Raw genomic sequence first — 13,474 nt, 5'->3', positions numbered from 1 at the left:
TGATTAGATTTCTCTATCGGAATTAACTGGTTTTACCTTTTTCTCTGTTTAATTTTCAAAGACCATTTGGTTTTCATTATCATCGATTACTTCCGACGACTCTTACTATTCTACTATATAATCTCTTATCTGTCAACATTTTTTTAAGAAGTTTTTTTCTTAATTTCTTGTTGTTTTCTGCCGCATCTCTCAGCGACAAGACTTATCTTATCATGATCTTAAATAGATTCAATTTCATTATTTACCTATTAGCTAGATAATATTCATATATTCCTATATTTTTCACCAACATACTTCTCTTTTCTTGTATTGATACACCAGGACAAGTATCCTTATATATGTTTACTATATATGTATATTAATCCTTTTTTCTAGACTTTCTGTATATTTTAATCCCCATTAATGCTATAATATTAATAATAGATATTAGTTAATTATTAGTATTAACTTTCTTTAGGAGGATGATAATAATGAATGATACATTACAATTAAAAAAAGCTCCAAACTTTTCTTTAATAGGTAGTGATAACAATACTCACTCAATTGGTGACTTCTTAGGCAAAAATATAGTATTATACTTTTATCCAAAAGATAATACCCAAGGTTGTACAAATGAAGCTATAAACTTTAGAGATAGCAAAGAAATATTAGATGAATTAGATACAGTAATTATTGGAATTAGTAAAGACAGTGTTAAATCTCATGAAAGGTTTATTGAGAAACAAGAACTTAACTTTCTTTTGTTAGCTGATGAAGATAAATCTGTTTGTCAATTATATGATGTTCTAAAAGAAAAGAATATGTATGGTAAAAAGACTATTGGAATAGAAAGAAGTACTTTCATAATAAATAAAGATGGCTACATAGTTAAAGAATTTAGAAAAGTTAAAGTTCCAGGCCATGTAGATACAGTAGTTAACTTCATTAAAGAAAATTTAGTATAGATATATCATTTAAAACATATTTTTAACAAAACATCTAACTATTTATATATAATTAAAATGAGCAACCCTTTCACTTACAATAAAAGGGTTGCTCATTTTTAATTTAAACATATATTTTTAATCTTCATTTCTCTCACGCTTCTTTTTTAATAACTCACCTGTGTTAAGACCCCCATTTTGATTTTTGGATTTATCCCTATTAAGTCTATCTTTATATATGCTTATACGCTTTATATTAGTTTTTTCCTGTTTTATATCTAGCTTTTTTTCTTCTAGATCTGTTTTTATAATTTCTTTTTTAAATATATTTTCTTCTTCTTTATTTTTCTTAGTTAAACTACCTATCTTTTTTGCTTTTATAGTATTATTTTCTTCTTTGTATTGTTCTATTTTACTTGCATATATCTTTTCTTTAATGTTATAAAAGAGCTTCTTGTTTATATACCTCTTTAAACCTAACCTTCTATAAGTTATATCAAATAAAAACAATAACATAGCTGTTATTAATAATAAATTAGTTATATTTCTTTTAGTATGCCCCTTATTGCTCTTTATCTCATATATATCCTCTACAGAATTTATAATTTTTCCTTCAGTATCTTCTACTAAAGCTAATAAACTATTAGATTGTTCTTGAAATTTATATTCGGGAGAATATTGATATGCAAACCCTCCTAATTGACTAGCTATAGTCTTACCTTGTAACTCTTCAGTAATGTTAAAACTATAGAATCCCAATTCACTCATAGGTACATTTCCTTCATATTTACCAGGTGATACTTGTTTTAGTTCAAATTCTGACGTAGTGTTTCCTTCAAAGGTATACGCTCCTTTAACCGTCTTATTATCCTCATGATTGTTAGTCTCATATTGTACTTTGGCAATACTTCCTTCCTGTGTAATACTTAACTCTCCACTATTATCATAATCAATCATTGTCCATGATATTATATTACTAAAAAGTTGTGGTGTTTTTTCAAACGCTAATAAATCTTTACTCCATTGACCATTTACATCTGAGGTAAATGCTACTATTCTACCAATACCATATTGCCATGCTGCTAAAACTGGTTCATCCATATGAGAAGTCATTATCTCTATAGCTGTATTTTTTATAGAAGTACCTACATAACCAAAAAGATGTGGAAATTTCCCTTCATCTATAACATTATTCAAAATATCATGATGAGCAGATACTTTAGGAGTAAATTCTTCATTTATTAAGTATTCCCCAGTAGATATTAATATTTCATTTGCAAATATTCTTGGTACATCTGTATATATATCACTATGATAGTACCTCCCCCCAGCATTATTACTAAGCCATTCTAACAATTGATTATTACTATCAGTACCTATAGACACTGTAGATAAAGTCATTTTATCCTTCTTGATATCATTTATTAAAGCTTTATATTCATTTTCTCCCATACCATCTTGTCCATCTGTTAATAGTATTATATGTTTTATTTTTGCACTACTTTCTTTTTGCTTGTTATAAGCTTCATTTAGCGCTGAATATATAGACGTTCCACCTTCAGCTATAATACTATTAATTTTATCAGAAACCGTATCTTTGTTAGATAGCTTTTGCATAGGTACTGCCCAGCTATATTCTGTATTAAAAGTTACTACACCTATATTATCAGTTTCTCTTAAATTATCTAGGGATCTAATTGCAGCCTCTTTTGCTAAACTAATTTTACTAAAACTGCCTTGATCTGAAGACAGCATACTAGAAGATCTATCTAATACCAACGTTAAAGATATCTCCGGAATTTCATTTTTACCTTTTTTATCAGAGCTAACAGGAAGTATCTCTTCAAAAACCGAATTCTTATATCCTCCTAAAGCATAAGAATTATCTCCCCCTGTAGTTATAATTGCACCACCATAATCTTTCACATAACTTTCCACATTATCTAAAAAACCCTTAGGTAAATCGTCTACATGGGTATTGCAAAGAAATATTCCCTTATATTCTATAAGTTCATTTATAGATCTAGGTGCAGTACTAGGATTTATCATAGTATAACTACTACCTATGGTCTTTAGATTTTCTTCAAGTCCCTTTCCTTCACCAATTTTTCCTTGTATTACCAAAATCTCTGGTTTTGAAACTATATTAGTATATGTTGTATATTCATTATTATATGAGATTCCATCATTTTCTGGCTCTATAACTACTTTATATGGTTTAAACCCACCTTTATGTTGAATATCTTTAAATAAAAATGTATTATCGCCCTTTTCTATATCAATTTCTTTTTCACTTTTTTTTTTCTCTTCCTGAATATACTGATATCCTTGATTTTGTCTTAATATTAGATTTAATATTTACAGTTACAGAAAATTCTTCTCCTATAGCTACTTTGTCAAGTATATCTATATCTTCTATATATACATCTTCTACTTGTTCACTATCTACTTTATATACTTGAAAATCAATCTGATTATCCTTAAAATAAGTTGACGTTTCTAATATATCACCTTGATTTTCTTTTCCATCTGTAATTAAAACTACTCTCTTATAGTTACTATCTTTAAACATGCTTAAAGAAAATTTTATTGCTTCTTCTATATTAGTAGTATTACCAATTGGAGAAGTTTGAATATCATTAAAGCTTTTAGAGTAGGTAAGGAACTGTTCTATTTCTTGATTTTCACCAAAAGTAACTATTCCTATTTTATTATTTGATGGTGAAGCTTCTATAGCACTTTTTACAAATTCCTTTATTTCACCTTTATAATTACTCATACTATGAGATAAATCCAATAAAAATATGGTTGATGAATCCTTTGTCTTAACACTTATACTTATGTTACACATAGCAAGTATAAGTATTGTTATAATAATAAACCTATTTATATTAATAAAATTAATACCTTTGTCTTTTAATTTAATCTTTTTAGATATCAAGTACATTACCATGAGAATTATTGGTATTAAAAATAACAAATATACTTTTTCAATTTCAAAGTTCACTCCAGTCCCCCCTTTCTAATGATTATATAGCTATAAAAAATTAATTTTTAATATATACTTTAATATCCCTTTTTATACAAAACCCATTCCACAATAATAAAAATCATAATTAAACTTATTATATAAGGTGTTATATTTAACATTCCTTTAATGCTACCCTTGTTATTTGATCTAGCTTCTAAATCCTCTATAGTATCTTCCATTATATTTCCTTCCTCAATAGATGGAAAATTAATAGAGAACATTTCATTAAAACTATGATTATTATCTTCTATAGCATAAACTCCAAGCTCTAAATTTTCCTTTAATATACTATCATTCTCTATAGTATGCACTCTTCCACTGGGAGTAGTTAAAATTAATTCATCATATGCTGAACTTCCATTTATTTTTATATCCTCTCCACCAATATAATTACTATTAACTATATTTCTATCTATAAGCTCTTCACATATATAATCAATAAGCATAGGAAACTCTGCTTTAAGTGGTAAATCAGTATCATGAAAATCAAAATTTACTACAGCAACTTTCTGATTATTATGTTTCCCGAGAAATAATACAGATTTATCTCCTATATTTATTAAAGACTTTGCCCATGACGGCATTTCAGTCTTCTTTATTTTAGATGCTATAAAAGTCATATTCTGAAGGTATTTAGGTATATCTTCACTAACTACCGCAGCTTCTCCACCAGCTTGTTCACCTAATACACTAAATAAATTATTTTCTGTTGGATTAACTATTAAAATATTACCATCCTGAGGCATATATTCACCTAACATACCATCAAAAATATATAAATTATATCTATCCTTTTCAGATATATTACTTATATCATTAGTTTTTATTACATCTGCCTTACTAACTACAGACAAAGCTTTCTCCAAAAATACATTTTTATTACTTACAAGCAATACTTTTTTATCATCATTATTCTTCATTACATGATAAAATGTATTATCTTCTAATATGGCATCCTTTCCTGATATTTCACCTTTTAAGTAATCTATATCAGTATATTCTATATTAAAATTAAGTGTAATCTCTTCTCCTTTTTTTAATTCTATAGAAGTAGCTTCTAGTAATTCCTTTTCCCCATAAAGATAAAAATCTCCACTATAATCATCATTTCCTCTATTTGTTATGGTTGATATTATTGATACCTTTCCATCTTCTATTTTATGAGCAATATTATCTATAGATATATTAGATTTGTTTTTATCTAAATAAACTATTCTTCCATTTATATCTCCTATGTCTAATTCTTCATCAGTTATAAATAACACCTCATAATTTTTTAGCTCCTTAGTCATTGATTCAATTAATTTTATAGAATCCTTTAAATCCCCTGGACTAAAACTTTTAGTTATGCTGTCAATTTTATCTTTAACTAAGTCCTTATTTTCTGATGCTGTAACTAATACCTCCACATCCTTATTTGCTGTAATAATAGATATCTTTGTGCCATTTGTAGCAGATTCTATATATTCTTTAGCTATAGCTTTTCCTCTATTGATACAGGTTTCCTCATTATTTACACCTAACATACTAGCTGAGTTGTCTATTACTATTATTAAATCAGTATATTCCTTACCCAAAAATCTTATAAATGGATTCATAAGAGCTAATATAATTAGTAATGTAATCAATATTTGGAGGAATAACATAATATTTTTCTTTAATTTTTCAAAAGGACTATTAACTTCTAGTGTTTTATATATTTCTTGCCAAAATATTAACGATGATACTGAGAGATCCTCAGATTTTTCCTTTAAAATATATAATAAAATTAAAAAGGGTATGGTTACTAAAAAAAATAATGGCCATATATTCAAAAAGCTCATAAATTTCCTCCTTACCCTAAAAGTTTATGATTAAATAAATCTGTTAAAATTATTTTTTCTATATCCTCTTCCGAATTTACCCTTATAAAGGCTCCACCATACTTTTTAACTATGTTTTTTAACATATCCTCATGTTCTTTTATCCTAGATTTATATAATTTTAATAACTTTGGTGTTATTGATACTTTAGCTTCATCCTTAGTTTCCATATCTATAATATTCTTAGTTCCCATAATCTCAGGATCTCTTTCTTCTTTGCATAATATTTGTATAAATACAACCTGTTGTTTTTTATAAGTAAGATACTTCACTATTTCTTCTATTTCTTCTTCTCCATTGGAAATTAAAAAATCCGATATTAGAATAGACATACCTATACTAGTAAATCTATTTTTTAATATAGGTGATTTCAGGTTTGTTTTACCACTAAACTCTAAGCTTTCTAATCCATCTATAATCTTTATAAAAGATTCTTTTCCCCTTGACCTGTTAAATAGTTCAGTTCCCTCTTCCTTTAACACACTAATTCTTACCCTATCAAGATTATTAATAGCAATATAACTTAAGGATGCTGCTATTTTTAAGGCCATGTTTCCTTTATTAAATTCTCCAAAATCCATAGATTTGCTACAATCTATAAATATACTAAAGTTACCTTCTCTTTCTTCCATAAAAAGTTTTACAAATAATTTTTCAAATCTTCCATAAGCATTCCAATCTACCCTTCTAAAATCGTCCCCATGAACATACTCTCTAAAATCTGAGAACTCTACTGAAGTTCCTCTAGCTTTAGATTTCCGCCCTCCTTGAGTTCCTTTGGATAACTTAAGATTTAATTTTATACTAATATTATTTAGTTTTTTAAAAAATTCTTTATCAAATTTCCTGTTCATTTTATATAACCTTCAAACTTTTAATAACTTCTTTAATAACCATATCAGTAGTTATACCTTCTGATACAGCTTCAAAATTAAGGAATATTCTATGTCTCAACACTGCATATGCAATATCATTTATATCTTCAAAGGCCACATTAAGTCTACCCTTTAAAATAGCTTCTACCTTAGAACCATTAAAAAGACCTTGAGCTCCCCTTGGACTTGCTCCTACTTCAACATACTTTTTTACAAAATCATTAGAATATTCACTTTCAGGATGAGTTGCTAATATGAGTTTTAGCGCGTATTCTTTAACTGCCTCTGCCATAGGTACTTCTCTTACAATAGACCTCATAGCCAATATATCTTCACCTGTGAGCATACCTTTCAAATCTACATTGTTATTAGTAACAGTAATATCCATAATGTCCTTTAACTCATTCAAGGATGGAAAATCGACTTTTAACTTAAATAAAAATCTATCCATCTGAGCTTCTGGAAGGGAATAAGTTCCCTCCATCTCTATTGGATTTTGTGTAGCTAAAACCATAAATGGATTAGGTAAATTATATGTGGTTCTTCCTACGGTAACAGTTTTTTCTTGCATGGCTTCTAAAAGAGCTGATTGAGTCTTAGGAGTAGCTCTATTGATTTCATCTGCTAAAACTAAATTGGCAAATACAGGGCCTTGTTCAAATTTAAATTTAGTTTCTTCTTTATCCTTAACAATAAGGTTTGTTCCAACTACATCAGCCGGCATAAGATCCGGTGTAAATTGAATTCTAGAAAAACTTAGCTTTAAGACCTTAGAAATAGTTTTAACTAGTTGAGTTTTTCCAAGTCCTGGTACCCCTTCTAGAAGTATATTTCCTCCACATAAAATTCCTATTAAAACCTTTCTTATTACATCCTTTTGACCTATGATCCCCTTAGATATTTCAATTTCACACTTATTTATTTTCTCTACAGTATCTTCTATTAATTGTTTATTTATCTCCATTTTCCACCTCATCCTTATTTTAATTCTTCAAAGTATTTTTTTATTAAATCTTGCAGCGACTTTGGTATTGATTTATTTTTAAGTCCTACTATCTCACTATTAGAATATTCATGAATAATTTTTTCATAGTCTATAGAATCTCCAGCTATGTTTACTCCATTCTCTGTAGTGATACTTTGAGAATTTCCGCCTTCTGATATATTTCCTTTTAAATTTTCATCAGCACCTGTACCTCTATTAGGAAGAAATACTTTTTCACCACTGTTAAGCTTTCCTTCTCCATTTTCTTTATTTCCAGTATCCCATCCACTTCCATTTCCTGAACCACTACCATTTCCCATTCCATTACCTATACCATTGCCGTCACCATTCCCTTGGCCATTTGTTCCATTTCCACTTTGATTATTTTGTGATCCAGTACCATTTTTGTTATCTCCATTATCAGCATTGATGGAATCCTTATTTAAACTTATCAAAGCATTTTGTAACTTACTAAGATCTATATTCCCACTACTAATGGATGCTGCTGTAGAGGATAATGCACCTTTTAAATTTTCATCTGTTATATTAGCAGATATATTCTCAAGATTATTTGAAATTTCTTCTTTATCTTCATCTTTCAAATTCTTTAAATCTTCCCCTAATTTATCTAAAGCTTCTTTAATTTTATCTTCATCCTGAGAATTTATAGCTTCACTAAGTTCTTTCATTTTGTCAATTTTAGATAACTCCTTAGCCATTTTATTTAAAATAGCTAATTTTTCACTTGTTTGTTCTTTGTTTAAATTTAACTTTTTCAAAATATTCTGTATTTTTTCTTTACTATCCACACTATCTAAATTTTTCTCTATATTATCTAGTTTTTTCTCCAGCTTATTTAAAGCTTTTTCTGTATCTATTTTACTTTCACTCTTCTTTATTTCATCTATAGACTTATCTAATTCCTTTACTATATCTAACTTATCATCCTCTAATAACTCCTCACTACCCTTAGTGTCCTTTTTCTCACCCTTTATTTTTTCTATTACTTCTTTATTAAACTTCTTCATCTTTCTAATCTCTCTAGCTTGATTTTTAGCAGTAGTCGGAATACATAAAATTATAATCAAAACTGTTAAAATAGCTATTAAACTATATAAATTCTTTCTTTTTATGTGAAAAGGAGTAATTTTTGAAATCTTAATTTCTCTTATTACCTCTATGGTATCTTCCTTCTGTGCATTTGATATGTTGTCATCCTTATTTATTAATTCTAATGAAGTGATTAATCTCTCGTTAAGACCCTTAGAATCTAGCTTAAGAGCTACCTTTTTATTATCTGGTCTAAGCTTATACAAATATATAAATATATAAATACTCATAGATATAGTGAATATAATAAAGCATATTTCAAATAAATTGTATATGGGTATAAATAACCCTAATATACTTGCCATAGAGGAAATACTTAATGCCACTATTAGTGACACTAGTAAATTCTCTATAAATACATTTAGCCTTATTCTTTTTCCACCTTTCTTTATAAACTTTGAAATTTGTTTATCTATATTGTTCATCTTCTCACCTTAATAATTGATTTTCTTACTGGATTTAATCTCCATGCTGAAAGTAATATTAGCAATAATGTTACTATTCCTTGATTTATTAAAGATATAACAAATATTTTATTTAAATTCATATAGTTTATTAAATCAGGAGCAAAGTATAAAATTCCATTCTGTTTAATTAGAATATATATAAACTCAATAGTTGGATTAATATACAACCAAAATGGTAGATTTATTGTAAATGTTGATATTGTATTATTAGATAATGCATCATAATAATCTCTACTAATCACAACAAAACCTATTATAATAGTTCCAATTACAATAAATAAAACCGTTAATATACTTGCCACCGTTGAAGATTTTGAACTCTTAAATACAGTAGACATAAATATTCCTATAGATCCCACATATATAGTTGTACTTATAAAAAATAGTGTTAATATAATTAATTCTTTAAAACTAGTACCTCCAACTAAGAAGTTTATAGCATATATTGGCATAGTGCTAATAATTAATAAAGCAACTTTTGTTACAGTTGACATTAATTTTCCTAAAACTATTTTCATAGGTGACAGATTAGTTGAAAGTAAAATATCTAATGTCTGCCTTTCTCTTTCTCCTGTGATTGATGTAGCTGTAAGTACTGGTACTATAAACATCAATAACACCGCTTGCCCACAAGCTAAAGCAAAACTTAGTATTGTAAATTTACTTAAATCTATTCCCATACCATATTTATCACTATTTATAATAAAATAAGCCCACATAGCTACTATTGAAAGTATCCCTACATATAACATAACCATTAAATTAAATCTGAAGGTTCTAACTCCTACCTTGCTTTCATTCTTCAATATAGGATTAATTTTCATAATTCTTTCCCCCTACTTCGATTCCTTTTCAGTAATCTTTATGAATACATCCTCTAAATTTTCACTTACTTGAGTAAAAGAAACAACAGGTATATCCTTTAATACCAAAGCCTTAATAGTATTAGATATTTCTATTTCTCCTCCATTGAAAAAAACTGTAAGTTCTTTTGAATTTTCCTTTATATTTGTTATATATGGAAGTTCACTAAGTATAACCTTTGATTCCTTAACTTTATCTCTTACTATTATTTTTAATGGATTATTACTACTCATTCTGCTTAGTAAGTTATTTATACCACCGGAGTATATCAAATTACCTTCTTCTATAATTCCAACTGATGTACAAATTTCATTCATTTCAGAGAGTATGTGAGAACTTATGATAACTGTCTTATCCATGTCTTTGAGATTTTTCAAAATACCCTTCATCTCAAATCTAGATCTAGGATCCATTCCTGAAGCTGGTTCGTCAAGAATTAACAGCTCTGGATTATGAACTAAACTTCTTGCAAGGCAAAGTCTTTGTTTCATTCCTCTAGATAATCCGTCTACATAGGCATCTTTTTTTTTCTTCTAAGTTAACTAATTCTAGTAAATCCATTATCAAATCTTTTGATTCTTTTCCTACAATTCCATAAATAGATGCATAAAACTCCATATACTCTATAACTTTTAGGTTCTCATAAGACCCAAAGAAATCAGGCATATATCCGATTTTTTCTTTTAACTTTTTATTATCCTTTAAAGCATCTATCCCATCTACATATATTTCTCCACCATCAGCAGGTAATAGCCCAGCAATGATTTTCATAGTTGTACTTTTTCCTGCTCCATTAGGACCAATAAATCCAAATATATCCCCTTTTTTTAGATGCATATCTAATCCATTAACTGCTTTATATTTACCATAAAACTTTTCAAGATTTATTATAGTTAACATCTACTTCACCTTACCCTTCACAGAAATATCCGGAATTCTAGTCCACTCTTCATTATTACCACGAATTTTAATTTTAATATTTCCATCTAAGATGTAGTCTTCTATGTTAGTTATGCTTAACTCATCATCAAAATTTAATACTTCATAATCCTTAATCTTGTAATTGTAAATTTTATATTCACCCTTCATTTTAGAACTACCTTGAGAGTAATTCTTTTGAAAATTAATACTTTCTATAACTACATCTTCTTCTTGTAATTGATAACTAAGTATTAATTCCAAGTTTCCACTTATTGTTCTTTCATTAGGGTCATAATGTCCATCTACATTACTTTGTTCCATTATATACGGTACAAAATAACCATATGGATATTCTATAGTGCCATCTTCTGACTTATAACTTATATTTATATCATTTATGAATATAGTATCATTTTTATTCAAAGGAGCTTTACCATTTACTTTTAACTCATATTCTACCTCCTTTTCTGTAACCGCAATTAGTTTAGAAGTATTTTTATTATTATCATACATAGAGTTATTATATAAATAATCCAATAACTCACAAGTTCTTAACTCATACTTTTTATTATCTTTATTTTTATTACCATTATTATAATTATCATCTCTAATTTTATTAGTTATTTCCCACATATTTAATGCTGAAGTAAATTTATCACTATCCTCTACAGATATCTTTTCACCATTAGCTAAACTTCCCAAATCCCATATTTTATATGGAGTCATAACCACTAACTTTTTAATATCACACCCCAAATTATTGGTAATATACCCCATTAGCTTGCCACTATAAAATTTCAATTCCTGCTCCAATGGTTCAAAGGTAGTATTAAAATTACTAACCTGAAAAACTTCCGGACTAAATGAAGACACTTCACCAAAATTATAGTATGTCTTATCCCCTTCTTTTATCATATTTAATCTCATAGTTGCATTTTCATTGCTATTATAATTATTATTATATCTATAATAGTCATTGGTATTTTCTATGAGATTTAGATTTATATCTTCTGGTTCTTCTATTACTACTTTTCTACTTTTGGCTGTTAACACCCCTAGATAACTCTCGATCTTTGTCTGTCCATCTAAATCTACTGATACAATATTTACTTTATTCGCTATAATGTCTTGTACCCTTGAATTACTGCCTATAAAATATATAAGAACTGTAAACCCAATAGATATTATCGGTATTAATAACCATACATAATCTCTTTTATTTAGTCTCTTCAATACAATATAGATTAGTACGCCTATAATTAATATATATATTATAAAAAGTATTATCATAAGCTGAAAAGATGGCAAACCTATATCCTTAACTGTACTTAATAATGAATTTAAATTCCAAAACCCTTCTTGGCCATTATCAATTTTATTATTAAAATCTGATGTTATTTCTCCCCATACTAAACTATTTTCACTTGATTTTGAAATCTTTTCTGCAGCTAAATCCCAGGGAAATACAATAACCTGTCCATTTTTCTTAATAACCTTGCTTATAAAATTATTATCCTCAAACAAGCTCATAGAATCTTCGATATTCATTTTCACTGCTAATACATTTACATTACTTTTTCCAATACTCATGTCCCGTGATATGGCTTTAGAAAAAGTACCATTTATAATTTTATTATTAATACCACCTATAACCTTTTTATAATTCTCTCCCGTACCAACTACTAAAATTCCTCCATTAGATACCCATTGATTTAAATTAGTTATATTATCCTCTGTTAATTTTAACGTATCATAATTATTTATAATTATCATATCAATAACATCTAAAGACTTAGAATTTTTCTCTATAACTTCTTCTGATATACTAACTGGAATTAACTTTTTATTCCCCATATCAGGATTATTATTCGCATTGACATTAATATTAGATATATAATTTAAACCATTAAAATCATCAGTCAATACACCTACTAATATATCTCCATCATTTAATCTTCCTTTATTAACATTGATTGTTTCTTCATGTATAACTTCATTATTATCTGTAATTAACCTTACTTTAAACTTATTCACAATATTTATGTTGTACCACAAGCTCTTAGTTGTATTTTCAGCAATATTTATACTTTCAGTATTTAAATCATATTTATTTGTATCTGGAACCAATGTTTCAATTTGTATCTTCCCCTGAAACTCCACCCCATTGTTAGTAATCACTAAATTGATAGGAGTTTTACTATTAATTTTATATCTTCCATCTACCCCATAAGAAGCTTTTAAATTTATGTTATATTTATTATCTATTGCACTTGCTATATTGAAATTTAAAATATTATATATAAAAATTATACTTAATATAGTCAGTATGAACCTGGATTTTATTAATTTGTTTTTTAAAATCATTAATTTCCCCCCCTAATTAATCTAAAAACATCTATTATTTATGTCTAATCTATAAATATATTTAGTTTAAAT

The 13,474-nt window shown here is 27.4% G+C and carries 11 protein-coding genes; 1 reads left to right on the top strand and 10 read right to left on the bottom strand.

Annotated features, from left to right (window positions below; translation table 11 throughout):
* Positions 1-470: 470 nt before the first annotated feature.
* Positions 471-944, top strand: coding sequence for a thioredoxin-dependent thiol peroxidase (gene bcp / locus IO99_RS16910; protein WP_035135550.1), 474 nt, complete (start codon positions 471-473; stop codon positions 942-944).
* Between the two features lie 117 nt (positions 945-1,061).
* Here bcp and IO99_RS16905 read toward each other — a convergent pair whose 3' ends face one another.
* The 10 genes from IO99_RS16905 to IO99_RS16865 form a co-directional block, all read right to left on the bottom strand.
* Positions 1,062-3,047 (bottom strand): VWA domain-containing protein, encoded by a 1,986-nt coding sequence (locus IO99_RS16905; RefSeq protein WP_035135548.1) that lies wholly within the window; start codon positions 3,045-3,047, stop codon positions 1,062-1,064.
* A 166-nt stretch (positions 3,048-3,213) separates the two neighbouring features.
* On the bottom strand, positions 3,214-3,930 hold the full coding sequence (locus IO99_RS16900; protein ID WP_035135547.1) for a vWA domain-containing protein: 717 nt from the start codon (positions 3,928-3,930) through the stop codon (positions 3,214-3,216).
* 59 nt (positions 3,931-3,989) lie between these two features.
* On the bottom strand, positions 3,990-5,777 hold the full coding sequence (locus IO99_RS16895; RefSeq protein WP_035135545.1) for a vWA domain-containing protein: 1,788 nt from the start codon (positions 5,775-5,777) through the stop codon (positions 3,990-3,992).
* Positions 5,778-5,788: 11 nt separating this feature from the next.
* Entirely contained in the window at positions 5,789-6,670 is an 882-nt protein-coding gene (locus tag IO99_RS16890) for a DUF58 domain-containing protein (RefSeq protein WP_035135543.1), read from the bottom strand.
* A gap of 1 nt (position 6,671) precedes the next feature.
* A complete protein-coding gene (locus IO99_RS16885; protein WP_035135540.1) occupies positions 6,672-7,655 on the bottom strand; it encodes an AAA family ATPase in 984 nt (327 codons plus the stop codon).
* 14 nt (positions 7,656-7,669) lie between these two features.
* Entirely contained in the window at positions 7,670-9,211 is a 1,542-nt protein-coding gene (locus IO99_RS16880; protein ID WP_035135538.1) for an MFS transporter, read from the bottom strand.
* The gene (locus IO99_RS16875) at positions 9,208-10,077 is read right to left on the bottom strand and encodes an ABC transporter permease (protein ID WP_035135537.1); all 870 of its coding nucleotides are present in this window, start codon (positions 10,075-10,077) and stop codon (positions 9,208-9,210) included. Before IO99_RS16875 ends, IO99_RS16880 begins: the two co-directional genes overlap by 4 nt.
* A gap of 12 nt (positions 10,078-10,089) precedes the next feature.
* A complete protein-coding gene (locus IO99_RS19780) occupies positions 10,090-10,608 on the bottom strand; it encodes an ATP-binding cassette domain-containing protein (RefSeq protein ID WP_341349107.1) in 519 nt (172 codons plus the stop codon).
* 4 nt (positions 10,609-10,612) lie between these two features.
* Positions 10,613-11,017, bottom strand: a complete 405-nt coding sequence (locus IO99_RS19775) for an ATP-binding cassette domain-containing protein (RefSeq protein WP_341349106.1) — start codon at positions 11,015-11,017, stop codon at positions 10,613-10,615.
* On the bottom strand, positions 11,018-13,402 hold the full coding sequence (locus IO99_RS16865; protein ID WP_035135536.1) for a hypothetical protein: 2,385 nt from the start codon (positions 13,400-13,402) through the stop codon (positions 11,018-11,020).
* Between the last annotated feature and the right edge of the window lie 72 nt (positions 13,403-13,474).

The sequence above is a fragment of the Clostridium sulfidigenes genome (genome assembly GCF_000732635.1).
Lineage (GTDB): Bacteria > Bacillota > Clostridia > Clostridiales > Clostridiaceae > Clostridium_J > Clostridium_J sulfidigenes.
Note: the sequence above shows the minus strand (reverse complement) of the source record. Positions and strands in the feature narration are given on the sequence as shown.